Genomic DNA, 25,246 nt, shown 5'->3' on the forward strand with positions numbered 1-25,246 from the left:
TATGTGCTACCAATGTTTTCCTATTTCATTGTGAAAACTTTCAGCCACTTCACAACCATGACTGTCAGCTAAAGCTCGACCAGCAATAAATGACTTAACCGAAAGATTCTTAAACAAATGCAGTTCGTCAGGCACGATACCACCAGTAATGGATAGTTCAATTCCTAAATTCGATAATTCCTGCATTTTATTTAAATCTTGTTGGGTCCAACTGATACCAGCAAGCTCAGCGTCACGCGAGCGATGGTAAATGGCTTGGGTAATTCCCATTTCAATCCACGCTTTGGCATCTTCCATTGTCCAGTGGCCGTAAAGTTCAATTTGCACTTCTCCATTGAATTCATCGGTGACGCGTTTTGCTGAGCGAATGGTCTCAATATGAGCCGCAGCGCTGACGGTAACCCAGTTGGCACCAGCTTCCATTGCTAAGCGGGCCAAAATAGCACTAGCATCCGTGATTTTCATGTCACAGACGAGGGTATGATTTGGGTATTTTTTGCGGAGGATTTTTATACAGTCCACGCCATGTGCGAAAGCTAAAATAGTGCCGATTTCGATGACATCAAGTTTATCAGCAACGTGCTCGATAGCGGCGAGAGCGGTATCCAGATCGGTTGCATCCAGAGCCATTTGTAATAGTGGTTTAGGCATCCATTTCATCCTCAAATTGTTTAAATAACTGAACGAGTTTTTGATAGTTGTGGTATTTTTTTTGATAAATTCTGTAGTGATTAGGGTTAGGCTCGATGCGTGATACTGATCTTGTCATGCTATGAATGCAGTCACGAAGTGAATCAAACTCGCCAGAGCCGACCATGGCTATCATCGCCGCACCTAATGCGCCTGTTTCATCAACATCTGAGATCTCGACCGTCATCCCAGTTAGATCAGCTAACATTTGCATCCATACCGGGCTCATTGCTGGGCCGCCGGTTACTTTAAGCACTTTTGCTTTTGGAAAACGTTGACGCATTCGTTCAAGGTGAAGATTGTGACAGAACAGGATCCCCTCCCAGATAGCTTGAATTAGGTGAGCTTTAGAGTGGTGTGATTGAAGACCATAGAAGCCCGATTTCAGACCTAACCCTTGATTAGAGCCATAAAGGAAAGGGACAAAATAGACAGTGCTTGCTGCTGGTTCTAATGCGGCCACTAAGGCTTGATTTTGGATGTGATCGAGCTGTCCGTTTTCACCCAAATAATCTGCAAACCATTCGTAATTTCCTGCTGAGGTCGGACTGGCTTCATGGATAATGTACTCATCGTCAATGGCGTAGTGACCGTAGACAAAAGGATGGTTATCTTTGGTCACTTGTTTTGCAATGCCTGAGGTTACCGACCAGGTACCCATTACGTAATTGAGCGCTTCTTCCGACGAATTGATTCCTGAGCAGATAGCGGTAGAGACGACATCAAATAGGCCGCCAAACACGGGAGTACCTACCGCAAGGCCCGTTTCCAAAGCGACTTCCGCGGTAATTTTCCCAGCTTGTTGTTGCGGTTTAATGATCGGAGGTAGCGCCTCCCAGATCTCTTCAATACCGAAGGTTGCCAATAATGCTTGATCGTATTGACCAGTGATGGAATTGAATAAGTTACTTTCAGAAATGTTAGTAAGTTCGGCTGCGACTTCTCCGGTTAGGCGATATCTTAAATAGTCATGCGCCATCAGTACCGCACCGATATCGTTGTATCGCCGAGCGTCATTGTCTTTAATCCAGCGAAGAATAGAAACCGGGTGTCCTGTCCAAAGCGTTTGTAACGTGCTTGGATAGGTCGACTCGGCAATACCTTGTTTCAGCCATTGTTTAACAATAGGCAAAGAGCGTGCATCGGAAGACATAATGCCATAGCCTAGGTTTTCCCCTTGTTTATCGAGTAGGTAAACCCCTTTTCCTTGAGCGGAAATACTCAGCCCCTTGATGCAGTTTGGATCAACTTTCGTGGTTATTAATAATTGCCTAATAACATCAACCGCATTGTTCCAAAGGGCATCCAAATCACGTTCAACCCAGCCCTGCTGATTGTTGATAACAGTCGCTGAAACGCGAGCTAGTCCTCGCTGCGTCCCTTTAGCGTCGAATAGTGCCGCTTTCATAAAGGTGCCGCCAGAATCAATCCCGATGTAGTAGTTCATTATTTAGCTTCCAGTAATTCGTGATGAATTTTAACCACCAGTTTTCGGACGGGTTGGGTGTCATCATTTTGAATATTGGTGATATGCACGATATTGGGTGTGAACAAATAAAACTGGTTCGGAGTCGCGTGAATGAAGTTGAGTGTGATACCTTCATTTTTATAGAATTGCAGATCTCGCTGTTCTAGATAGGGTTCTGAAGCTTCGTGCTCACCGGTATCGATAGACCATGCCATGGTTTCATTGCCTTCAAGTACGATTTGTAAATCAGCATAGTATTTATGAACTTCAGGTTTGAAATTTTCCACAGGCTGTTTATCGTATTCCAGCACTACAAACCATGCTTTATTAGAATCCAAGTGAGGGAATTCGTGGCGGCCCAATGCGAGAGAAGCTTGATCAAGACGATTTAAATAGTCCAGCACATTCTGAATAACGACAGGATAAGACTGGGTTATTGAAGTAGGTTGAGTATTTCCAACTAACATGGCGTCCTCTGTTTTAGTGGGTGGGATTGAGAAATATCTGACTTAATCACTCAGCCAAGCTCTGTTTATCATCATTAGATTTCATAGAACCCCCTTACTTTTGCCCGTAGTATGCGTTTTTACCATGCTTGCGGTGATAGTGTTTGTCGAGCAATTCTGGTTGTATAATGGCTTCTGGACTGATAGCACGTGTTGCCGTTGCCATCGCTGCAATTTCTTCCATCACGACCGCATTGTGCACCGCATCTGATCCGTTTTTGCCCCAAGTAAATGGTGCGTGACCAGCGATAATGACTCCTGGCATCGCTTGTGGGTCAATCGCTCGTCTATTAAATTCTTCAATAATGACCAACCCTGTGTTCTTTTCATAATCGGTCTCAATCTCTTCTTTACTCAGTAAACGTGTGCAAGGAACATCCCCATAGAAGTAGTCAGCATGAGTTGTACCTAAGGCAGGGATATCTCGCCCAGCTTGCGCCCATATCGTGGCATTGCGTGAATGGGTATGAACAATACCGCCGATGGTTGGAAAAGCTTTATAAAGCTCAATATGGGTAGCGGTATCGCTTGACGGATTTAGCGCGCCTTCGAGACGATTTCCGTCCAGATCGATAACAACAATATCATCGACCGTCATCACATCGTATTCTACGCCTGACGGTTTGATAGCAATCACGCCAAGTTCACGATCAATTTCCGATACGTTGCCCCATGTAAAGGTAACCAGACCATATTTGGGTAACTGTAAGTTTGCTGTGAGAACGCGTTGCTTTAATTGTTTGTACATAAGTAAACTGCCATTATTTTTTGTTATAGGAAGAAAATGAAAAACGAGATTGCCCAAATGAGCGGTTTAGGCAATCGTGACAAAAGTTACTTAGCCGCAGCCTTGATCTTATTGATCATGCTGTCGCCATGTTTTTCGATGTATGCATTCCAAACCGGTTGGATTGTTTCTTGGAATGCTGCACCGTCGACATCACGGTTTACTTGCATACCTTGAGCTTCAAGTAATGCGATCATCTCGTCTTCTTTTTCAATGCTAAGTTTGCGCTGCATCGCTATCGCTTCTGCTGAAACTTCTTCGATAATCTTTTGCTGTTCCGGACTTAACCCATTGAACTTGCGTAAGTTCATGGTAAGAACTAAAGGAGAATAAGCATGTTGTGTAAGGCTTAGGTACTTTTGTACTTCATTGAATTTAAATGAAAGTGTTACAGAAATCGGATGATCTTGAGAGTCAACCACACCAGTTTCAAGCGCGGTATAAAGCTCTGATACTGGAAGCTGTTGTGGGTTAGCACCTAGTTCGTTGAACATATCATTAAGCGCTTTAGAGTTATTGACGCGCATCTGCAGCCCTTTTACGTCTGCTGGTGTGCGAATGGGTTTTTTATTATTAGTCATATTACGGTAGCCGTTCTCGGGATATCCAAGGCCTTTAAGGCCAAATTTCTCGAAATTCGCGAGCACTTCTTGGCCAGGCTCTCCATCTAGAACTTTGTATGCAGTTTCACGATTGGGGAATATGAATGGTAGGGTAAAGGCTGCTGATTCAGGCATTAAACCGTTATAGTTATTTAAACCAACCATGGCTAGATCGACAATGCCCGCACGAGAGCCGTCGATCATCTGCTTATCGCTGCCTAGCTGGCCTTGTGGATAGATATTGACTTTAATATCGCCATTAGAACGAATTTCCACTTCTTTCTTGAAGAACAACGATAAATCTTGTTGTAAATCAGATTCCGGTGCCGCATGTGCTAGTTTCAAGGTTGTTACAGCAAGTACGTTAGCACTCATTGCGAGGGTTGAAGCTAGTAACGTGATGTTTAGTAGCGTTTTCATTATGATTTTCTCCGTCTAAGGTTGACCAATGACAAATGACATTGGCACAGTAATAATGCTTGGAAATATGACAAACAATGCAAGTAGAACCATGTATCCACCAATGAATGGCAATACACCTTTCACAGCAGTAGACATTGGAACTCTAGCGACACCACACACGACGTTTAGTACGGTGCCTACTGGAGGCGTAATCAAACCTATCGAACAGTTAATAACGAATAACAGGCCAAAATAAGTTGGGTCGATGCCTGCCATTTTGATGACTGGCATTAATAGAGGTACAAGAATTAGAATCGTTGGGCTTAAATCCATTACCATGCCAATGCACAATACAAGTAGCATAATGACGGCCATTAGAAGACGAGGGCTATCTACCAGTGGGCCCAACAGTTCAGCGAGCTGCTGAGGAAGTTGTGCCACCGTAATTAGCCATGCTGCGACCATGGCACAGCCGACTAAGAACATTACCATAGCGGTTGAACGGCCTGCGTTGATAACGATGTGGTAGAACTTTTTAAGAGTTAGTTCTTTGTAAACAAAGGTTGAGATAAAAATGGCGTAAGTTGCTGCGACAACTGCCGCTTCAGTTGGTGTAAAAATGCCGAAACGAATGCCTACAATGATGATAACGGGTAATAACAGTGCCCAAACGCCGTCTTTCAGCGCTGCACGTTTGTCTGCGGTGGTTGCTTTCTCTGACGTGGCTAGATTCTCTTTATGAACAGTCATGCGCCAAATAAACATTAAAGTCAGCCCCATTAATAGACCGGGAACAATACCTCCTAGGAATAAATTTTTGATTGAGATACCTCCTGCCACGCCGACTAATATCAGAGGAATTGAAGGAGGAATCACTGGGGCGATAATCCCGCCAGAAGCAAGCAGGCCCATTGACGGTGCTTCAGGATATTTCGCGGCTTTCATCATTGGATAAAGAATACTGACTAGGGCGGCTGCATCTGCGACTGCTGAACCTGATAGCCCTGCAAGCAGAACCGACGTCATAATGGCTACGTAACCTAAACCTCCTTGACGATGCCCGACATAAGTTGTTGCTAAGCGCACGATACGCTGTGATAAACCACCTGATGCCATCACTTCACCGGCAATGAGGAAGAATGGAATCGCAAGCAACGTGAAGCTATCTACACCATTAATTAACGACTGCGCCAGAATATCTGGGCTAAAGAAGTCGATGTGTAGCATCAGTGCTATTGAAGACAATAGCAGTGCAAAAGCAACCGGAAGACCAAGCAAGATTGAGACAAGCAATACCGATAAGAAAATGGCGAGAGTCATGATTGTTTTTCCTCTTCTAAGCTATCTAGTTGCCAGTCTGGCTTGAAGATTCGCACCAAAGCGATGACTCCCATAAGCACACTTGACACCACGCCAGCTAAGTAAAATAACGCGGAAGGAAGCCCTGTAAGTTGAGAAATATCTGACCAGTTAGCCATCATTTGGCGATATGAACCAATGTAAAGCATGCCTACTGACATGAGCACGACGACCCAACAAAGTCGCCTTAACATGGGGACAGCCTTTGGAAATAACCGTTCTGAAAATTCCGACACAGCTAGATGTTCACCTCGGCGCAGCACAACAGCAGCGCCAAGCATGACAACCCATACAAGACCAAGGCGAGATAGTTCAACAGAGGGACGAAGACCTGATGAAAAGCCGTAACGTAATACCACGTTGGTAAACACGAGGACGATCATACACGTGAGTATGACCGCCATGATGACGTCGATGCTTTTCCAAATATTCTTAAATAAACTTTGCATAAAGCTTTCCCTACCTTAGGAGAATTACAGAGAGGTAATTTGATCCCATATGCCATCGTTAATTTCGATGCCACCGGCCGCTTTGTGTTTATCGATAAAGTGTTGAATTTCAGATCCTGCAATCATGACGGAGCCTGTTTCTGCAGGTTCAGAAGCCAGTACGTAGTCACGAATCCGTTTCATTTCTGCGTTGTAACGGCTTTCGTCCATTGTTTTACTTAGGTCGATAGCGATTAGGAATTGAGATACACCAAATTCACCGCCCATATCTTCCGTCAGTGCTGGCACCGAGTTACCACCAGTGATTGCCGTTAGCATCATGTCCAGGACAATCGCCATTGAAGAGCCTTTCCAAAAGCCCATAGGAAGGAGGCGTTTATTTTCCCAAAGTACATGTGGGTCTTTGGTGAGTTCACCGTTATTGTCAAAACCGCCAACGACAGGCAGCTCTTTATCTGCCAATACGAAGTTTTGTAATTGTCCATAGGAAAATTGAGTCATGGAGCAGTCGACAACAACAGGAGGATCGCCAGCAATCGCCATAATCAGTGGATTGGAACCGACACGATGGTCTTTTCCTCCCCAAGCTGGCATCACCGCAATAGAGTTAGTTGATGCGATACCAGCAAACCCTTCGCGTGCCATTTTTAGAACGTAAGCTCCGCCACGCATCCAGTGGTTAGAGTTACGCATGCCAACCATGCCAATACCGTAGTGACGAGCCAGTTCCATTGCGCGTTCTGCACAAATTAATCCGTTCAGCACCCCTGGGCCAAAATGACAGTCCCATTGCTCTAACGCTCCCATACTATTAACGCATTCTGGTTCAGCATTAAGCTTGATTTGTCCTTTATCTACTTGCTCGATGAACACCGGAAAACGGTTAATACCATGTGAATAAGTTCCTTCGTTCGCCATCTCAACAAAACCTGCCGCTAATTTAGTTGCCATATCAGGTTTCATGCCGCGAGCTAAGAGGATGCGTTCATATTCTTGTTGTAATTTTTCTATAGATACTAATGGCATTTGCGCTCTCCGTTTAATTAAGTTCCATAATACGGAATTTATTATCACTAATATTCCAAAATGAAACTGTGCGTTAAGTTGAGAAAATGTTTTCTTAGTAAGTCTTTTGTTAATATTTGCTAGCTGGTTAAAAAAAGGAATAAAAATATCCTTTTATTCCGTATTGCGGAACAATTGATGTGCTCTGGATCAAAGTTGTGTGGGTTATTCTGATGAAAAAACGTGTTTTAGAGAAAGGTTGACAGGAGGTGTCGGCTCAATGAGATGTCGCTCTATCTATTTAGAGGAGATTTGTGTTGTTGAGATCTGGTAAGGCTCATGCAAGATTAGCTCTGTTTAAGTTTTATAACGATCAATGCCAACATTTAGCATTAAGTGATTGTGGCAAAAATAACAATCTCAATTATCTGGTATCGAAACAGCAGATAGATTGCGTTGTTTATAAGTAAAACGGTCGCTGCTTTCCTATTTTTATTGGCTTCGCGTAACCGATCAGCCCCATTTTACTAGGCACCTGATAATATTGACGGCTTCTGGTGTGAGAGGGGAGCCGTCATCTCACTCAGCGAACAATGATTTTTCGATATCGCAGATCCGTGCCATGAGTACTAAAGGGTCAAACGTCGACTCCTTGAAGCCAAATTTCCTGTAGAACGTTTGCGCTGTGCTATCAATAGCATGGACTAAGATTCCTGCGCCACCGACAGCGTTCATTGCTTGTACTGAGCGAATGATACAATCTTTTAAAAGACCCGCCGCGATGCCTTGACCTTGATAGGCGTTATCCACCCCAAGCCTGGCTAGAATCACCATGGGAATGGGATCTGGGCTATTTCGTCTTAATGAACTGAATGCTTGCTCTCTGGAAACTGAACCCATGGCAATGGCATAGTACCCAGCCACTTGATGTGCGTCAGTGTCATTGACCACATACACTCTCGCGGTTCCGCGCTTTTGACTCTTTAACGCCTGTTTTCTTAACCAAATATCGAGTTCTTCGATGCCACATTGAAAGGCGTTAATCTGGTGCTCATCAGTGAGTAGGGTTGGTGCACTTATTCCCAAGGCGCTTTCCTTTTAAACAGATCTTTCATACCCTCAAGGGTCTGTGGTTCAGCACGAAGCTCGTTATCAAACGCTTCAAAAGCCTTTGCTTCAAGAACAAAATCTCGCTGTTCGGCCAGTATGCTGTGCGCTTCATTGAGTGCTGCTTGCTGAATGAACACGGTTCTATCGACTTTTTTTAAACTTGCTGCGGCATCGATAATGTCTCTTACCGATGGTAATACTCGCATGTTGATTGGCGCTGTTTTGGTAGCCATGACACCATCCTCTGTATATCTATTTAATACACAGTTTAAATGGTTTTTACGTGTAGTCAACAGATACACAAAGTGGTGTTCGTGAAACTTTGAGAGTACGTGAGTCCACATAGGACAACTGCATAGACTGGAGCCTCGATTTATATTAACGAGGACTCCTCATGCGAAAACTATCTGCAATTATTCTGTGTCTCCTTGGGTTCAAGCTGAACCTGTGTCTGAAGTGTCGCCCATTGGCAAAATTGACGGCACGCATCTATGATGCCTAGTTCAAAAAGCCACTTACCCGCCTTAAATGCGATTGACGAACGTTATTCACCAATGTGCTTGAAGAGGTAGATCCAATGATAGTTAAAGCAAGTCGTTACCACGGTAACTTGCTTTGCCACTCGGGATCGGCATGACATTTATTGGCGATATCTTCATAGTCCCGTGCGATGGCGTTGAGCAAATTAGCTGGCACTTGGCTGAGCAGTAACTCTTGATAATGGTGACCTGAGCCAACGCGTTGTTTGAAAACCTTAATATCATAAATGGCTGCTACTTCGCGTTCTTCTGGTACACAGTTACCACTGAAGCTAAATTCTACCTTTAATCCCAAACGACCAAACAGCTTGAAGTAGTGATCAAAAAAGCCACCATCTTCTACTTCACCACGTTTATAACCTTTTTTGCTGAGTAAACCGCGTAGAGTAAAAGTATCGGTCAGCAAGCCATGGTGATGAGCTAGTGCGATCTGCTCTGGTGTTGGTGTTACTTCAACCTGTTTGAGTTGCTCAAGCAACAGCTTGATATTGTCGTTTTTCAGATGCGCTTGCCAAGCTTTGGCTTCGGCTTTATCTAACTGATTGCTGCTGAGTAAGCGCAGGTTAGCTGTAGCGGGTAGTTGCAACGGCTGATGATCGAGCCCAATCAATGTGCCGTCTTCGGCTGGCCGGAAACTATGCCAACCATCGGTCAGTTCAACTTGCCACAGTGTGCGTTGTAGTAGGTGAAACATCACAGGGTGTTGATGCAGATACTTTTGCCAATCACTGACTGTCCAAAGGCGTCCGGTGATCATGGCTTCATCAAGGCGCGCCGTTTGTTGTTCGATGATTTGCTTAAGCTCTTTTTTACAGTTGCTGATCCATTTTTTAATTTCATTAATCGCAGCGTCATCATCATCTTTACGAGGCTGTGGTAGCGCTTTGAGCGCTTTGCCTTCTTCATTGAGTAACTGGAATTTCAGATCATGGCTCAGCTTTAGTGACAAGGTGCGTTTACCATAGCTAAATGGGGTTGGCGTTTGAGTATGCTCAAAGCCAGCAGTTTGAATCGTGCGATCGGCTAGTTCTTCCTGACTCCAGCCGTTACGCGCGGCTATCTGTTCTACGAGTTTAACCGCTAGCTCTTGCACGGATTTAGTTCGATAACGACGTGCAATGGATAATATAAATTGGATCACCGCAGGCTGGTTAATATGGACAATCGCACTTAGCATGGCTTCAATTTGATGATGTCGCAGATAGTGTTGCTTCATATAGGGTTGGATCTGTGCCACTAACGTCGACCCTGTACCGCCAGCAATCAGTGCTAATAAGCCTTTTTCTTTAATAGCGCTACCGATCAACTGATTTTTGTGTTCTGTAAAGCACGCGTGATAAGCATCTTCTAGCGTACACTTTTGATAGTCGGATCCCCAATCATACTGTGCCCATTGTTGATAGTTGGACAACTCATAATGCTGGTTCACTTCCGCGTATTCGTGTGCTTCTTGATCGCTTGGGCGACGAGTATCTTGGGCGATAAACGCTGATAAAATGAAGTGGGCGAGTTTGGCTTGGCTATCACTATCCAATTGAGAGAGATACAGGCGTAGTAGATTGTTGCCTTCGGGTTGTTTTATTTTTACTGCCATGACACACCACCAATAAATGATGTCTCGTTCAACGGGGGTGCCATCGACAAGTCGGCACTCAGGCAAATGTTGTGGCAGTAACCAATCCATCTGTTTGGGTGCCGCTTTACTTAACCCTTCGGCAGCTTCCGCCGCTAGTGCTGCGGGTGAAACAAACTCGCTGATATCACCACCACATTGCTGCAGTGCATCCAATAATTGATTACGCGTGGTATTGTCATTTTCTTTATTGATCGCTTGTTGCAAGGCCGTTGTTGCCGCTGCAAGCTTTAGTTTGCTCAGCCATTGCGCGGTGATACTACGTATCTCTTTGCTGGAAGAGGTCAGCCCAGCGAGTATTTTATCCTTGATGAGTGGATGTTGCTCAGCCACTTTTTGCGCCTGTTGCTGCAGTTGTTTACGATGATCCAATGCCAATTCATATACTCGATCCAGCCAGTCTGGTGGCAGTTGAGGAAAATCGATAAGCAGTGTTAAGGCTTGTGCCATGATATTGTTGGCACTGTAATTATCACGCACTAGAGCTGAGAAATGCCATTGTTGTGTCGTGCTATCAAAGGTTGATTTCGCCAACTGACCTTCTAACGCAAGCATCATCATTTGCGGGTATTGCGCAAATAATGGCCATACGGGGAGTTGCTCAAATGCGAGAGGTAGAAAACCAATAGGCTCGTATCGAATATTGAGAATTTCATTACCAATATCCGCAGGCGTAATAGCGAAGGGTTGTAGTAACGGTAGCAATTGGCGAATATCACTGATATCACGCTGGATGAGCTGACAGGGATGTCGACTATGAAACAGTGTATACAGCCCAGAAAACTGACCGGTGGCTAGTAAAAAATAGTGCGCTAACTGTGCATCTGGCTGTTGTGGTAAATCCGATGTATTGATAATACGACATGCCAATCTATCATCCAGTCGTTTGAATATAATATCGTTGTTCGATTGTGGTAAATTTTGCTGTAGCTTTTGCAAGCCTGTCGCGATCTGTGAGCGAGTAATCGATTGTAATTCCTTTAAATCTTGTTGTTTTTCAAGACAATGGTTTTGCCAATATTCTACTTCTTTATCTTGTTTGATGTAGCTCTTGGCTTCAGCAATACTGTCTTCTGTTTCAGCAATAGCGTTTGACAAGGTTTGCATGCATACAGATAACCAGCGTTCAGGAAATTCATGGCTTATGGTGAGTATTGGATAACTCGGTAATTGCCAAACAAAGTTTTTAGCTTCTTGCTTGTGTTGGTGTCTGGTGAGTGCTTTGGTCAGTTGTTGACGTACGATGGTGTTTGTTTCTTTCGTTAACCATTGCTTCATTAACGGTTGAGCAGAGGTAACATCCGGTACAGCAGAGATCCAATAGCCACGTGTCTTGCTATCGGCATCTTCGAAGTGTTGTTTTAGATAATATAGACAATCAAGAGGGTTACACAGTGTCAACGCGGCCGCCGCAGCTTTGCGGACTTTTTGGCTATTGTCTTGCACCAACTGCATCATTAATGGAATATGGGTGCTTGGCAATGAGGTGTGCTGACATAATTGCTGGCAGAATATATAGCGGCCTTCGGCATACAGTTGTTGCAGTTGTTCGGCAAAATCAGGAGTCAAACTGACATCGAGCCAGTTAGTATGATGACGTAAGTATTCCGCGTAACCTTCCACTATCAGACCGGGGGTCTGTTCCAAGATAAAAGCGTCAGCGTACCAAATAGGCTGTTGATACCGTGCTAACAAAGCTTGTAAGGTCTGTCGATTGGGTAAGCGGTCACTTGGTAGTCCCCAGTTATTGATGTCGCAGAAAAAGGAGACTAGATGGGCAAAATAACCATCGAATTCTCTTTCTGTCAGTTGATGGTTAAAACTGAGATCATGTGTCTTGCCCATTTGAGTGACAACAACGCCTAAGCGACAGAGAAAATCAAGCTGCTGCCCTTGTTCAGAGCGTAAGACTTGATGCATCGCATTTAACACTTGCTCATCATAATCATAGTGATCATTGGGAGAATAAAAGCCGGGAAATAGCTTGCTGTTTTTTTCTGGTTGTTGAGATAACCGTGTTAAACAATTCGCCTCTTCACCAGTGATTAGATAGCGTACCACTTTGTGCGAGAGACCCGGTTCAAACTCATCATAACCTTTGCAGGCTGTGGTCAGTCGTTTCTCGAAATCGTTAGTTGTGGTGTGGCTGAATAGTTTTTTAGAAAAAGAAGAAAACACAAAACAATCCTTATTGAGCTAATTTATTTTTATTCCTTGCGCAGGGCTAGTGATCAAAGGGAACAATTGATCAAAAGGAACATTGATAAAAGAGAACATTGATCAAAAGGAACAATGAACAAAATCGATCCCCACAGAATCACCAATGGCCGCGACTGTGTGGATTGGGCAGAAAAGCCCACCGCTTACCGCACAGGCAGTTATCGTTAGGAGTAACATGTGGCGCTATAGGGTGTAGACCTCGACGTTTTGATTTTTTAGATATTCAATATCACTAGCCGGTGCTTTACCATCGGTCAACAAAATCGAGATGCTGGGTGTTGCACCGATGGTTGATGGGAAGATTTTTCCGAATTTACTGGAATCCGTTAAAATAATATTTCGCCTTTTTTTCGCTAAAATGGCTGAAGCGATATCAGCTCGCATCATATCACAACTAGTAAAACCGGTATCTTGATGGAATCCATCAATACCTAAAAAAGCCGTACTGAAATGAATATGTTCGATACATATTTTGGTGAGTGGGCCGACGAGACTTTCTGCTTGATGCTGATAGACCCCCCCTAATAAAATGATATTGGCGGAGGTGTTGCGCAAAAGGTGTGCAATATAGGCAGAGGGGGTAATAATGGTTACATCGCCTCGGTCCGCAAGAACACGCGCAAGCAAAGCATTGGCACTACCGCCTTCAATTAATACGGTCTCATGCGGGGATACAAGTTCAGAGGCTTTTTCGGCTAACGTTTGTTTGATGTCAAAGGAAACTTCTAAACGGGAATCAATATTATCGTTTTGCAGTGATATTGCCGCGCCATGAACACGCTTCAAGTATCCACTTTGTTCTAAGAAATTAAGATCTTGGCGAATGGTGACGCCGGACACCCCGATGATTTCAATCAGCTCTGATACTTGAATGCGATTCGCTTTATTGACTAAATGTAAAATTTCACTCTGTCTAGAATTCATGACGTTTGCTCGAATAGAGAAGAGGCACCATTATAGTGCCTCTTTGTTTCATTTGAAACACAAGTGAAGTTTCAATTATAACTCATGCTCTGTACGGGCGATGATGTCGTCTTGCGCATCTGGCGAGAGCGCAGTGAAGAAGGCCGAGTAGCCTGCGACACGTACGACTAAGTCACGATATTGTTCTGGATTCTTCTTGGCAGCCAATAAGGTATCGCGTGAGACGATATTGTACTGTACATGCCATCCTTTGTGATGGTTGAAGAAGGTACGGATCAACATTGAAAGCTTGTGTTTATCCCCTTCAGACGCGACCGCTGATGGGCTTAACTTCTGGTTAAGCAGTACACCACCAAGAATCTTGTTTGCTGGGATCTTACCCACCGAGTTGTAGACAGCCGTTGGCCCTAAGCGATCTGAGCCAGATGCTGGGCTTGCCCCCTCTGCCAGTGGCATTTTCGCTTTGCGACCGTCTGGCGTTGCCATGGTTGATGCACCAAATGGCACGTTCGCGGAAATACTTGATGTACCGGCGTAGTAGCCGCCACCAATTGGGCCGCGACCATGACGTGTGTTGACGAACTGTTCTAGCTCATCAATGTAAACTTGGTAGGCATGGGTGAGTAGTTGGTCTACCGTGTCATCATCATTGCCGTATTTGGGCGCGAAATTGATTAAACGTTGGCGAAGCTGTTCGTTCTCAATACCTTCGAAATTTTCTTCTAAGGCTTTGGCCAGCTCTGGCTGGGTGATTTGCGCCTCATCGAAAACAAGGTGTTTGATTGCCGCTAGGCTGTTTCCCAAGTTTGCGATTCCCACTTGTAAACCAGATACCCAATCGTATTTTGCGCCGCCTTCTTTCACGGTTTTACCACGAGCTAAACAATCGTCTACCAGCGTTGAACAGAAGATGTCTTGCGCTTGTTGTTCAAGCACACTATCGACTACGGTATCGATCTCAATCGATTTACGCGTGTAGTAACGGATTTGTTCAGCCCAAGAGGCGGTCACTTGTTCAAAGTTCTCGAAATTGCCTTTTGCCAAAGACTTATCGTGTGGTAAGAAAGCGTGACCGGTTGTCGCATCTATACCTTCGTTCAGCGCGGCCAGCAGGATACGCACAAAGTTAATAAAGCTCATACCGGTACAACGGTAACCCCATTTGCCCGGAACCGCCGTTTCGATACAGCCGATAGATGCGTAGTTATAAGCGTCTTGTTTCTCTACGCCCAGCTTGATGAATTCAGGAATCACAATTTCATCGTTGTTAAAGGCAGGCATACCAAAGCCACATTTAATCACGTCAATGCAGCCCATCAAGAACGCTTGGTTCAAACCTTCATGATAACGCACACTCAAGTTAGGTTGCGTCGAACGAAGCTGACCACAAGATTCCAAAATCGCCCAAGACAGAGGATTGACAGCATCTTCTGGCTCACCATTTTCATTTAACTTCTGACCGCCGATACAGACGTTTTGATAAAGCGGCGATCCTGCTGAGGCTTTGGAGTGCGCGCCGGAGCGAATTTTGTTCACTTCAAGCAGCTTTAACCAGCAGCTTTGCAATAGTTCAAGGGCGAAAGCTTTGCTCATTAGGCCATGTTCAAGATCACGTACGTAGTAGTCGTTGAGGTATTGATCTATCCGACCAAATGACACCGAGTGGCCGTTCGACTCAATTTGCAACATCAACTGCACAAAATAGCTCAATTGCAGGGCTTGCCAAAAGTTGGTTGGGGCATGGTAGGCAACATGACGACAGATGTGTGCGATTGTCTCTAGTTCCTTTGCTCTCTCTGGTCGTGTTTCGCTTATTGCCATTTTTTGCGCAAGATCAGCGTAACTTACCATGTGCTCTTGAATCGCCAGCAACACGATTTCGACAGATTTATAGAACTGCTCTTTTTTTAACCCTTCAAAGGTCGAGACATCATTATTGGCGCGATGCTGACGAACCTCGTCTAATAGCCCATTCATCCCGAGTTTAAGGATTTTCTCATTATCAACGGCTAGGTGAGCGTCACCAGATGTCATATTCCCTTCGGCTTTGATGATGCTGCTGGCTAAGATCTTTTGCTGCTCATCGGTAAATAACCCATAGCAACGGTCTTGAACCGTTTTACCGCGCCAGTACGGTGTCATCGTATGGATGCGTTGTTTGTCTTGTTCGGTGACAGCAAAACCCGCGCCTGGGCGATCGGCCAGTTCATCGATTTCTGCTTCAATCCAACGTACGGTGTATTCAGGGAAGATAGGTGCTGCACGGACTTTGCTTGCTTGGTTACCGACAATCAGTTCATCATGTTTAATCCAAATGGTACGAGTCCGTAAGTGCTCTTGGAGTGCTAATGCACGCTGGACAATCACAGGTTTATCCTCATTGGCCTGATAAGCACGAGTGTAGGCCTCAGCACGCTCGGTACAGATAGGTGGTGTGACGATATTGATCAGGGCCGATTTGTGCGCTTTGATACGCTCAGGAAGGGTATTCAGATTCATGGTTAACCTCTTACAATCACGTTGAGTTGAGTATGATCGCTTGCGTATTGCATGGCGCTTTCTAGCAGTTCTGGCTTGTTTAATGGTTTGTCAGAACACAGGTACGGCATATCGAGCAAACGGTATTTATTGATGCCGAGTGTGTGGTACGGCAGCAAATGAAGTTCTTGGCAGCTTGTTAGTGAAGCGGCAAAATCGATGATGTTGTGTAACTCTTCGAGGGTGTCGTTAAAACCCGGCACAACGGGCACGCGAATCACAATCCGCTTGGCGATGGGAGCCAGTTTTCGGAAATTGTCTTTGATGCGTTTTAGTGAACCTTTGGCCCAGCTAAGAAATTTTTCTTCATCGGTATGCTTTAGATCTGCGAGCCAGCAATCGATGTGTGGGGCCACTTTTGCCACATTCTTCCATGGTACATGCATGCACGATTCAATCGCGGTAGCGACTTGATTGCTCTGTAAACGTTGTGCGAGTTCGGCGACTAAATCGGCTTGCATTAATGGCTCACCTCCCGAGAATGTCACACCGCCTTGGCTTTGGTCATAGAAAGGCTTGTCTTTCATTAATAGCTTAAACAGTTCGTCTGATTGTGTTTCTTCTCCACATACACTGAGTGCTTGAGTCGGACAAACATTTTGCAGCGCAATCAGTTGATCGTCTGTGATTGCTTGACGATTGATGGTGATCTGGTTATTAAGACGTCGAATGCCATCATTCAGCTCGTCATCGTTTACTGTCGCTTGATAAGCGGAGACACACAGTTGGCAATCTGCCATACAGCTTCGTGGATCAAAAAATAACGAGCGTTTTTCGCTGCGGCTTTCTGGATTTTGGCACCAAGGGCAAGACAAACTGCACCCTTTAAGAAAAAGAATGGAACGAATGCCGTCACCATCATGGGTAGAGAATCTCTGAATATTAAAATACATTTCTGCTTACCTCTTGGATTACGCTTCGCGGTTGACACTTATGGGCCACTTTTCGTTGGTTAATCGCTTTATTTACGTGTGTATCCACTGCATCAATCTTTCATATTGTGAAATTAGATTGTTTCAAATGAAATTTCAATTGATCCAAATCAACATCTTGTTCGATTGTCGGATCTATAGTGATCCCATCATCAAAACGAAGAGATTGTTTTAAGGTGGGAACCATGATTGAACTTTATTTAGATACGGCTGATGTGGCAGAAGTGAAACGTTTTAACCAGTGCTTACCGCTAAAAGGTGTGACAACTAACCCAAGCATTTTGGCAAAGTCAAAACAGGGGCTCAATGACACCCTCGCCGGCATGCAAGAAGCCCTTGGCAGTCATGCTCGCTTTCATGCTCAGGTGGTCAGTTCTACGGTTGAAGGTATGGTTGCAGAAGCGCGCCAACTCCATGAATTGCCTTATGATATGGTGGTAAAAGTGCCTGCAACAGAAACGGGATTAGCTGCAATTAAGTTGATGAAAAAAGAAGGAATTCAGGTTCTTGCGACGGCGATTTACTCGGCTCAACAAGGTTTCCTTGCGGCACTGTGTGGTGCTGACTACTTAGCCCCTTATGTCAACCGTATTGATGCGATGAACGGTAATGGTGTTGAAGTGGTTGCAGACCTTCAATTGCTGTTGGATCAAAACCAACTACCGGCGAAGATTTTGGCTGCTAGCTTTAAGAATACTCAGCAAGCGATGGCAGTGATGAAACTGGGTATTGAAGCGATTACGCTACCGACCGATGTGGCAGCGCAAATGTTCGCTCACCCAGCAGTAAAACCAGCGGTTGAGCAGTTCGATAAAGACTGGAAAGATACGTTCGGCGAGAAACTTTCATTTGAAAGTTAGTCGGTCTATTGACTTGCGTGTCTATTGAATGTCTGAGCTTGATCCGGTTCGATGGACACTCGACTATTTTGCAGGACCTTTTTGTTTGCCGAGTGAGGCTGGCCAGCCATGAGATAGAAACCTGAATCATTCTGATGGCGGGGAAAGTGGCCAGATAAACAGCGAGGGAAATGCCTGACGCAAAAGCGCGTGATCCAAAGAGAGCGTTTGAGGGATTATGCCCGAAATTTCTGGTTGTAGTTTGCCAAAATTCTGAGGTCGATAGAGTTTCAGGCAACTCTGCGCCTCAATCAAGCGATAGGGACAGAAGCCTCCTGTCGTTATTTTGTGTCCTGGAATGCCATATTTAAGACGGACATTTTCCCCTAACCGCTCAGTCAGTAAGGCCGGCTCCAACCGATTTGCCAAATTGACTTGCTGCTCTTTTGAGATCAGGTAAGCGCAGCAATCTGGGTTATCCAGCAGTAAGCGAGCCAAACGTTTCAGCCAAGGGGTCAGAGCTTGGGGCGTTTCTGGTGGCATCAGCAGTAAGATTTGTTGCTGGTGAAGTTCGTTCGCATGATGATTACGTAATAACCATAATGGACTACCAAGCTGAGTCGATAACTCAGCAAGCCTTGTCCGTTCTGCTTGGATTTGAGCGTGCAGCTTTGCCAATGCCTGTGAGAAACGGTCAGCCGATATCTCTTGACGTTTTAACCAGTATAAATTGAGGTGTTCACCCCAAGTCTGGTGGTAAAGCCCCAAGGTGTAGTACCCCTTGCGGGGTACTAGCTCGCCACCGACGCAAGCGGTGTGGCAGTTAGTTACTTTGAGGTTGGCAGCAAAATGGCGTCGACAAATCCTAGCGGCTTTGAACCCTGCTAATTTGGCCGGTACATAGTAGCGTGCAGCGACTAGCCAGAAAAGCGAAATTACTAAGGCATAAAGCAGACGGGTGATCACTCGCATATCAGGCGTCAGCCAGCAAATGTTGGCGTATTGTCATCACCTGCTCTACGAAGCTCTGCTCGGTATGGAACAGTTGCTGTAGCATCTGACGGAAGTTTTTTACCAGTTCATGTTTGACTCCAGGTTCATCTTCAAGTACTACTCGAAAGTGGTTGCCGATGGCTTCAAAGGAGATGTATTTAGTCAAATCACCCAATTGGCTGTAACAGAGGGCTTGGATAATTTTTTTCCAATCTTCAGCATCCATTTTGAGAGGTAACACACTCTGTATGCGGTTGGCCAGCTGTTGCATACTGGTTGAATCTAATTTGAAAATGACGTTAACAAAACCGAAGTTGGCCATGATCTGGTATATCTCGCGCAGATCCAAGGGGACGACGTCATCTGGAGTGGTTATTGGTGTTTCTGTGGCCTGGTTGAGAGTTGAAGAAGTCGCGCTAACGGTTTGCCACTCAATCTCATGTTGCACTTGTTCAAGAGCATTGAGCACCGCTCTTGGGGTCGCAAACAGCTCACGGAATAACTGCTCCAAAGCCTGGATTTGGGGCAAGCTTGCGATTTTATTGGGATCGACCTCGAAGATACACTGCGTCTCCTCGTCATTGGTTTGTAATGCTTGTGCTAGCTCTGGCGACGTTTGATTGAATACGGCGCTGATAAAGCGTTGCCAGTTGACGGCATTATCCATATTGGCATCAGGACACTGAGCCTCGATAGCCGCACCGAGGGCTCGGGTTTCGGAAAATTCCAGATCCAAGCGAAAGCTGACTCCTAGTAAGGTCACCGATTGACGGACAATACGGCGGAATTGAAGTCGCGTTTCGTGATCTTTAAAGCCGACACTGGCTTGGGGCATCGCGCTTTGCGTTTGTGGCGCTTGGGACTTCGGTTTGTTGAATTCGGCCAGCTTTGTTGCCGCATCTGCTGGGCACACCGGTGGTCGCATGGCTTCAAGGTCGGCTATTCCAGAGGCGATCACCGCATCACCATAGTAACCAGCGATGAGCTGTACATAATGACTGGCTTGTTCACCATGCATCAACAGGAAGCCCAACGGATTCATCCCATTAGCATCGGGGGTCTGGGGTTTGGCAAATCCGATATTCGATGAGGATTCTGACTTGAGATTGGGATCGATCATCCAAGGATCGGCTCCAAGTTCGAGCAAGCATTCAAATATTCCAGGCCGATTGGCGAAGGCGGCCTCTAACAAGGGATGGTGGCGTCCAGGGGTCAGACTATTGATTTTGGCTCCTCGCTTCACCAGTTGAGTGACTAATCCCTTTTTGTTGGCTTCGATAGAAGAGTGAGCATCGTAGCAGTATTGACTGGTGATAGCCGCTAGCAGTGGGGTGTCACCCAAAGGTGAGACGGCATTGATATCTGCTCCACGCTTGAGTAATAGGTCAATGCAAGACTGGATACCAAAGGTACAAGCTGTCATCAGCGGCGTCGCTCTGGAATCTGGATCAGGATCTAGAACCTCAAGATCCACCCCCAGCTCCAATAGGGCTAATACGGTATTAGCACGATCGATTGGGTTGACGTCTGAATAGTTGGACAAACATTTATGCATCGCATTGGAATGATCGAATCCGCCGACATGATGGATGTCAGCACCATGCTCAGCAAACCAACGTAAGAGTTCAGCACGCCCTGGCATGGCGGCAGCAAAGATCAGGTTATTCCCAAGCTGATTGACTTCATGGATATTGAATCCTGTTCTTTGCCACAGATAGCGAACGAATTTTAGGCTGGTTTCTTCATTGATCGAAGAAGGATATCGTTGTACTGAGCTCATGATTCCAGATTCTTGGAACTGTCCCACCGGGCGAGTTGGGTCGACACCATAATCGATAAGTAGATCAAACATGGGACGGCAGTATTCAAAGTCATTGTCCGCATCACTGAGGATACAAGAGAAAAGGTGGGTGATATCGGGATTGGTGGGCGTATGTTCAACATGGATGGCATAAGGTTGATCGACAGCTGCACCAGCTTCGAGCAAAATCTCCACCGCATTAAGATAGAGTTGTTTGTTTTGTTTGCATCTCGCATAGCGGAAACAGAGCAGATACAATAAACTCCACCGGCAGCTGTCGTCACCATCAAAACAGAGACGATCGAGATCTTGTTCGCGCTCTATGAGTACCCGGAACAGCTCCAAGCCGTCCTCTTTAAGCTCCCAGAGAACATCTTCAGCAAGCCAACGCACCTCGGTCCATGCGCGCATCGTGGGGAAGCGTTGCAGTAGATATTGGGCTAAAGACCAGCATTTTTTGTGCAGTGCTAGAGTAATCGCGGTTGCTGGGGCTTTGTGATTGCCGGAAAAGCTTTGATGCACATCGGCCAGTTGGTAATCGGGATACAGAGCAACGATATCGCCCACAAGTTGTGGATCTCGCAGAAAGTGTATCGCTGAAGCGACGGCATCTGCTGGAAACGGGAATGGCTGTTTGAGTTGCAGCAGTCGCCGTATTATTGGCTCGTTGCGGGTGCGAATGGCCAATTCGAGTAGTGAACCTTCATCATATTGTTGTTGCAGATCTAACCCTAGATTGAGTAACAGTTCAAAAATCGCTGCGCGATCTTGAGCGGTTTCCTCAGGTTTGTTGGCAAAATAATGGAAATAACCAGAGACCATTTCGGGAGTAATTTCAACCGGACTCTCACTTAAGGCGATTAAGGCCTCCAGTGTGGGCAGATCGCAGCAGTATTCGAACGCCCAGTTCAAGGTGTGGGCACTCAATGGTGGTTGAAAACCGTGAGTTAGCATTTGTTGTACAAACTCAGCGTCTTTATGAAGTAAGGCAATATCCAGAGCTGTCCAGCCGGAATCGGTTTGCAGTAGGCTGCTTAATCCAGCCTCTAACAGCATGTTGAACATGGCTGACTTTTGTGCCAAGTTGGGTTTTACCCTGAGATGACTTGGATAGAAATGGCTTATCCACAATTCATCATTCATACGGCAGTTTTCATTGACAGGTTTGCCGCGTAGGGCAAAGTTAGGGGTAATTCCGCCTTGCAACAGTACGTTGAGTTGGTCAAGCTGAGCGCGTTCGATGGTTAGAAATAGGGCACTTCGATGATCATGGGGATCCTCTGCACCATGGCGTAGTAACAGGGCAACTTCATCCAACCTATTCTGCTCCATAGAACATAAAGCATAGAGCGGAGTACAGAAGAGTTCAGTGCCACCAGCGGTGGTGAAAGCGAACGCTTGGTTAACCTCAGCGCCTTTGGCTATCGCTAACTCAGCAAGTTGACAGCGCTGGCTAGATGATAAGTTGGAGTGACACAAAATTGGGCCGACCACAGGCTTGCCACTGAAATCGGCTTGGATGGTAAGATAGCGCTCAACCTCGTTCGCATCGGCAGAAAACAGATCCAGACTCTCATCAAGTATCAAACGGGACTGCAACTGATCTTTGGTTAGTAGCATACGCGCGACCTCTGGTTGATAGTGGTCGATATCTGCTCCTAGCTCTACGAGTCGAGTCAAGATTAGGCGTTGGCCATTTTTTATCGCCATTGCCAGTAAAGTCTCACCAGAAGCCGAGTAACCTCGCTCTAAGTCGTAGTGGTATTTCTGCTCGATTAGCATATTGAATATGGCGAGTATTTTCTGCTCTGGCATCGGAGCATTGAATAATTGAAATAGGAGTGAGTCACAATATTCTCGTTCTTCACTGCCTTGATATGCGATGCCGTGAGAGAGCAGCAATTGCACGGTTTGTGGTTCCAGAGCAGGGTTGCGACTGAAGCAATGCCAGAAGAAACATTCATCATCTAACAATGGCAGTTGCTGTTCCAACACGGCCTTGACCATTCGATAGTCACCACGGCAGGTGGCTAGTGACAAGAGATTAAACTCTCTTTGCCAAATAATGTTGAGATTGACCCCCTGCTCGCTAAGCATACGCACCATCTCGCCCGAGCGCAGTGCGCGCTGTAATACATGATTGGGCTTACGCTGCTTGTCGAGTAAGTGATTAATGCTGGCACCCAGTTTGAGTAGGTGCTGAACAACTCTGTCGAGTTCGGGATTGGCCTGTTCTAGGGCAAAATCGAGTGGTCGGCTATGGTGAATTCCGTCCTGAACAAGCTTGTTATTGACATTGTTAGGGTTGACCACTTGGCTGATAGCAACCAGATCCCGATTGAGAATATGATCCTTGAGCGTGCCACCTAAGCTGTGGTTATCTTCAGTAAAATGTCCCATTAATTGATCTCTTGAGGTTGTCGTGACATGAGTGTCTTGCGGGCGTGATTGGATTGCGATGTATTTTGTTTATTGGATGAGCATCTTGGTGCGATACAATGATTTGCATATTTTGTGATTGTAATGAAGGCCTTAAGATCTGTCTAGTGTTTTATCTTGCTCGATTTCCCTCGTTAGGAGCTGCTTATTCCGTTGGCTGATTATTAGATGGTAGTCTTCAAATCTTCAGAGGTTTTGCCCTTCAGATCTTTTCCTATTGTGCAGGACAAAATCGGTCAGTTCTTGCTTGTGTGGCTCAATCTTTTCCACGCCATCATGATCGGCTCCATCAATTTCCAGAAAGCGTATTTGTTGCGAGATTCCTTTTTTTGCTTGCTGATAAATAAGATAGCCGTCTTCAATCGGTACGGTCTTATCCGCATTGCCGTGTACAATCATTAACGCAGACGTTACTTTTTGAACGGTATTCATCGGAGCAATTTGTTCGAATTTGTAGCCGATGATCCACTCAACGTAAGCAAGAATCAAAGGTATCAGCGCAGGGACATTGGTTAATTTATGCAAAAAACGCCGCATCGCGAGTTCTGGGTGGGCAAATGCCGCAATACTTATCACGCCATTAAGCGGTAGTTTTCTTGATGCGGCCAACAGCACTGCTCCTGCACCCACAGAATGGCCAAGAAGAAAGACCGAACGCATCTGGTGTGGATGGTGTTGTGAAAGATACCGGTGAACCGATTCAATATCGCTAGCGAATTTCGGCATGGAAGAAAAACTATCCGATTCACTATTGCCGTGGTTGCGAGAATCAAACAAACAGACGTTGACGCCGAGATCATAAAAAGGTTTAGCCAGAGGTAGCATAAGATTTTTATTCGCTCCCCAGCCATGCACGATGATTACGGTTGTATCAGACAGGACAGAGGATTTCGGCTCGAGTAACCATGTTGCTAAATATTTGCCGTTTTCAGCTGGAACTGAACACGCGGTTGAATGTAAACCGAGTGACTCAGGAGTCACTTGTTGGCAAGATTTAGGCACACGAAAAGCCCGATGCAGCCAAAAGGCGAACCCGGCAACAATAACAACGATAGCTAAAAAAACGGTCAGATTACTCATCGATCCGATCCCAAGTGTGATCGTTTCTCTATGTAACGAAAATAGAGTGAGAGACTCAAACAAATAAGCAAGTAGGTGAAGCCAACAATAAGCCAAATTTCGAAAATGTAGCCAGATGAGTTTGCCATTTCGGTACCCACGAAGGTCATTTCCTGAATCGAAATCAACGAAACAATCGATGTGTCTTTGACTAGCGAAATAGTTTGACCTGCAAGTGCCGGAGTGATGGCTTTAATGACTTGAGGCGCGATGACAAATCGATAGGTTACCCAACGAGACAGGCCGAGTGAATCGGCGGCTTCCCATTGACCATTGTCGATACTTTGCAAACCACCACGCACGACCTCGGCAATATAAGCGGAGGAGAGTAAGCCGACACAAATGACTCCAGAGGCTAGATTTTCCCAGAGGTTGGCTGGGCCAAACAAGACATATTGAATCATGTTGGGCTGACCGCGATAGTGGCGCAGCAGATTTTCTAAACCCAACAGAGGGATCAATTGGTTGGAAATAAAAAAATAGAAAATGAAGACAAAGACCAATGGTGGAATATTGCGCACTAATTGAATAAACGCATTGGCGGGGGTACGTAGCCATCCCGATGATGAAAAGCGAGCCAAGCCCAAAAGCGTACCTAATATTAAGGCAAAAACGATGCCCCATACACTTAAACGCAATGTCGAAATTAAGCCTTGAAAAAAGTACGGTAAGCTGCCATCGGCTCTTGGTGTAAATAATAGTTCAATGGTTTCTTGCCAGTGCCAAAGATAATTGACTCCGGCGCTTGCACGATGATAGAGCCATATACCAATACCACTGCAGATCAGCAGCAACACCCAATCGAGTCGCTGAAAACGTGGAAAGAAAGAGCCCGTTTGGGTTCTATTGGATAAAAGACGAAAAGTGGTATGTTCGCTCAAGGTTTGTCTC

The 25,246-nt window shown here is 45.5% G+C and carries 19 protein-coding genes; 1 reads left to right on the forward strand and 18 read right to left on the reverse strand.

Annotation, left to right across the window (positions count from 1 at the left end; all coding sequences use genetic code 11):
- Window positions 1-6: 6 nt before the first annotated feature.
- From CAG57_RS00170 to CAG57_RS00240, 14 genes are all read right to left on the reverse strand, one after another.
- Window positions 7-651, reverse strand: a complete 645-nt coding sequence (locus tag CAG57_RS00170; protein WP_161428129.1) for a 3-keto-L-gulonate-6-phosphate decarboxylase UlaD — start codon at window positions 649-651, stop codon at window positions 7-9.
- Window positions 644-2,137, reverse strand: a complete 1,494-nt coding sequence (locus CAG57_RS00175; protein WP_161428130.1) for an FGGY-family carbohydrate kinase — start codon at window positions 2,135-2,137, stop codon at window positions 644-646. Before CAG57_RS00175 ends, CAG57_RS00170 begins: the two co-directional genes overlap by 8 nt.
- Entirely contained in the window at window positions 2,137-2,625 is a 489-nt protein-coding gene (locus CAG57_RS00180) for a YhcH/YjgK/YiaL family protein (RefSeq protein WP_161428131.1), read from the reverse strand. Before CAG57_RS00180 ends, CAG57_RS00175 begins: the two co-directional genes overlap by 1 nt.
- A 94-nt stretch (window positions 2,626-2,719) precedes the next feature.
- Window positions 2,720-3,412: an L-ribulose-5-phosphate 4-epimerase gene (locus CAG57_RS00185; protein WP_161428132.1), complete on the reverse strand. Its 693-nt coding sequence runs from the start codon at window positions 3,410-3,412 to the stop codon at window positions 2,720-2,722.
- Window positions 3,413-3,498: 86 nt separating this feature from the next.
- Complete coding sequence (locus CAG57_RS00190; RefSeq protein WP_161428133.1) at window positions 3,499-4,473, reverse strand: TRAP transporter substrate-binding protein; 975 nt, start codon at window positions 4,471-4,473, stop codon at window positions 3,499-3,501.
- Between the two features lie 15 nt (window positions 4,474-4,488).
- Window positions 4,489-5,775: a TRAP transporter large permease subunit gene (locus CAG57_RS00195; protein WP_161428134.1), complete on the reverse strand. Its 1,287-nt coding sequence runs from the start codon at window positions 5,773-5,775 to the stop codon at window positions 4,489-4,491.
- Window positions 5,772-6,263, reverse strand: coding sequence for a TRAP transporter small permease (locus CAG57_RS00200; RefSeq protein WP_161428135.1), 492 nt, complete (start codon window positions 6,261-6,263; stop codon window positions 5,772-5,774). Before CAG57_RS00200 ends, CAG57_RS00195 begins: the two co-directional genes overlap by 4 nt.
- Window positions 6,264-6,287: 24 nt before the next feature.
- Window positions 6,288-7,289, reverse strand: a complete 1,002-nt coding sequence (gene yiaK, locus CAG57_RS00205; protein WP_099612238.1) for a 3-dehydro-L-gulonate 2-dehydrogenase — start codon at window positions 7,287-7,289, stop codon at window positions 6,288-6,290.
- A 558-nt stretch (window positions 7,290-7,847) separates the two neighbouring features.
- On the reverse strand, window positions 7,848-8,354 hold the full coding sequence (locus tag CAG57_RS00210; protein WP_161428136.1) for a GNAT family N-acetyltransferase: 507 nt from the start codon (window positions 8,352-8,354) through the stop codon (window positions 7,848-7,850).
- Window positions 8,345-8,611: a type II toxin-antitoxin system TacA family antitoxin gene (locus CAG57_RS00215; protein ID WP_000212004.1), complete on the reverse strand. Its 267-nt coding sequence runs from the start codon at window positions 8,609-8,611 to the stop codon at window positions 8,345-8,347. Before CAG57_RS00215 ends, CAG57_RS00210 begins: the two co-directional genes overlap by 10 nt.
- 364 nt (window positions 8,612-8,975) lie before the next feature.
- Entirely contained in the window at window positions 8,976-12,728 is a 3,753-nt protein-coding gene (locus tag CAG57_RS16230; protein ID WP_161428137.1) for a DUF4132 domain-containing protein, read from the reverse strand.
- Window positions 12,729-12,953: 225 nt separating this feature from the next.
- Window positions 12,954-13,694, reverse strand: coding sequence for a DeoR/GlpR family DNA-binding transcription regulator (locus CAG57_RS00230; protein ID WP_161428138.1), 741 nt, complete (start codon window positions 13,692-13,694; stop codon window positions 12,954-12,956).
- A 75-nt stretch (window positions 13,695-13,769) separates the two neighbouring features.
- A complete protein-coding gene (locus CAG57_RS00235; RefSeq protein WP_161428139.1) occupies window positions 13,770-16,193 on the reverse strand; it encodes a formate C-acetyltransferase/glycerol dehydratase family glycyl radical enzyme in 2,424 nt (807 codons plus the stop codon).
- 2 nt (window positions 16,194-16,195) lie between these two features.
- Window positions 16,196-17,125, reverse strand: coding sequence for a glycyl-radical enzyme activating protein (locus CAG57_RS00240; protein WP_161428140.1), 930 nt, complete (start codon window positions 17,123-17,125; stop codon window positions 16,196-16,198).
- 224 nt (window positions 17,126-17,349) lie between these two features.
- On the opposite strand from CAG57_RS00240, the gene CAG57_RS00245 reads away from it, so the two are divergent.
- Window positions 17,350-18,024 (forward strand): fructose-6-phosphate aldolase, encoded by a 675-nt coding sequence (locus CAG57_RS00245; protein WP_161428141.1) that lies wholly within the window; start codon window positions 17,350-17,352, stop codon window positions 18,022-18,024.
- 126 nt (window positions 18,025-18,150) lie between these two features.
- Here the strand turns inward: CAG57_RS00245 and CAG57_RS00250 are convergent, their stop codons facing one another.
- The 4 genes from CAG57_RS00250 to CAG57_RS00265 form a co-directional block, all read right to left on the reverse strand.
- A complete protein-coding gene (locus tag CAG57_RS00250) occupies window positions 18,151-18,975 on the reverse strand; it encodes a hypothetical protein (protein WP_161428142.1) in 825 nt (274 codons plus the stop codon).
- A gap of 1 nt (window position 18,976) precedes the next feature.
- Complete coding sequence (locus CAG57_RS00255; RefSeq protein WP_161428143.1) at window positions 18,977-23,197, reverse strand: ankyrin repeat domain-containing protein; 4,221 nt, start codon at window positions 23,195-23,197, stop codon at window positions 18,977-18,979.
- Between the two features lie 225 nt (window positions 23,198-23,422).
- The gene (locus tag CAG57_RS00260; RefSeq protein WP_161428144.1) at window positions 23,423-24,316 is read right to left on the reverse strand and encodes an alpha/beta hydrolase; all 894 of its coding nucleotides are present in this window, start codon (window positions 24,314-24,316) and stop codon (window positions 23,423-23,425) included.
- A complete protein-coding gene (locus CAG57_RS00265; RefSeq protein WP_161428145.1) occupies window positions 24,313-25,236 on the reverse strand; it encodes an amino acid ABC transporter permease in 924 nt (307 codons plus the stop codon). Before CAG57_RS00265 ends, CAG57_RS00260 begins: the two co-directional genes overlap by 4 nt.
- Window positions 25,237-25,246 lie beyond the last annotated feature (10 nt).

Origin of the sequence: Vibrio sp. V30_P3S12P165 (assembly GCF_009904905.1) — a bacterium.
GTDB classification, from domain to species: domain Bacteria; phylum Pseudomonadota; class Gammaproteobacteria; order Enterobacterales; family Vibrionaceae; genus Vibrio; species Vibrio fujianensis.

What these genes read in the sequence shown, in the direction of transcription:
- CAG57_RS00255 (WP_161428143.1), bottom strand. Translation starts at nt 23,197, where the DNA reads ATGGGACATTTTACTGAAGATAACCACAGCTTAGGTGGCACGCTCAAG.
- CAG57_RS00185 (WP_161428132.1), bottom strand. Translation starts at nt 3,412, where the DNA reads ATGTACAAACAATTAAAGCAACGCGTTCTCACAGCAAACTTACAGTTA.
- CAG57_RS00170 (WP_161428129.1), bottom strand. Translation starts at nt 651, where the DNA reads ATGCCTAAACCACTATTACAAATGGCTCTGGATGCAACCGATCTGGAT.
- CAG57_RS00235 (WP_161428139.1), bottom strand. Translation starts at nt 16,193, where the DNA reads ATGAATCTGAATACCCTTCCTGAGCGTATCAAAGCGCACAAATCGGCC.
- CAG57_RS00190 (WP_161428133.1), bottom strand. Translation starts at nt 4,473, where the DNA reads ATGAAAACGCTACTAAACATCACGTTACTAGCTTCAACCCTCGCAATG.
- CAG57_RS00195 (WP_161428134.1), bottom strand. Translation starts at nt 5,775, where the DNA reads ATGACTCTCGCCATTTTCTTATCGGTATTGCTTGTCTCAATCTTGCTT.
- CAG57_RS00245 (WP_161428141.1), top strand. Translation starts at nt 17,350, where the DNA reads ATGATTGAACTTTATTTAGATACGGCTGATGTGGCAGAAGTGAAACGT.
- CAG57_RS00240 (WP_161428140.1), bottom strand. Translation starts at nt 17,125, where the DNA reads ATGTATTTTAATATTCAGAGATTCTCTACCCATGATGGTGACGGCATT.
- CAG57_RS00215 (WP_000212004.1), bottom strand. Translation starts at nt 8,611, where the DNA reads ATGGCTACCAAAACAGCGCCAATCAACATGCGAGTATTACCATCGGTA.
- CAG57_RS00180 (WP_161428131.1), bottom strand. Translation starts at nt 2,625, where the DNA reads ATGTTAGTTGGAAATACTCAACCTACTTCAATAACCCAGTCTTATCCT.
- yiaK (WP_099612238.1), bottom strand. Translation starts at nt 7,289, where the DNA reads ATGCCATTAGTATCTATAGAAAAATTACAACAAGAATATGAACGCATC.
- CAG57_RS00175 (WP_161428130.1), bottom strand. Translation starts at nt 2,137, where the DNA reads ATGAACTACTACATCGGGATTGATTCTGGCGGCACCTTTATGAAAGCG.
- CAG57_RS00260 (WP_161428144.1), bottom strand. Translation starts at nt 24,316, where the DNA reads ATGAGTAATCTGACCGTTTTTTTAGCTATCGTTGTTATTGTTGCCGGG.
- CAG57_RS00250 (WP_161428142.1), bottom strand. Translation starts at nt 18,975, where the DNA reads ATGCGAGTGATCACCCGTCTGCTTTATGCCTTAGTAATTTCGCTTTTC.
- CAG57_RS00230 (WP_161428138.1), bottom strand. Translation starts at nt 13,694, where the DNA reads ATGAATTCTAGACAGAGTGAAATTTTACATTTAGTCAATAAAGCGAAT.
- CAG57_RS00200 (WP_161428135.1), bottom strand. Translation starts at nt 6,263, where the DNA reads ATGCAAAGTTTATTTAAGAATATTTGGAAAAGCATCGACGTCATCATG.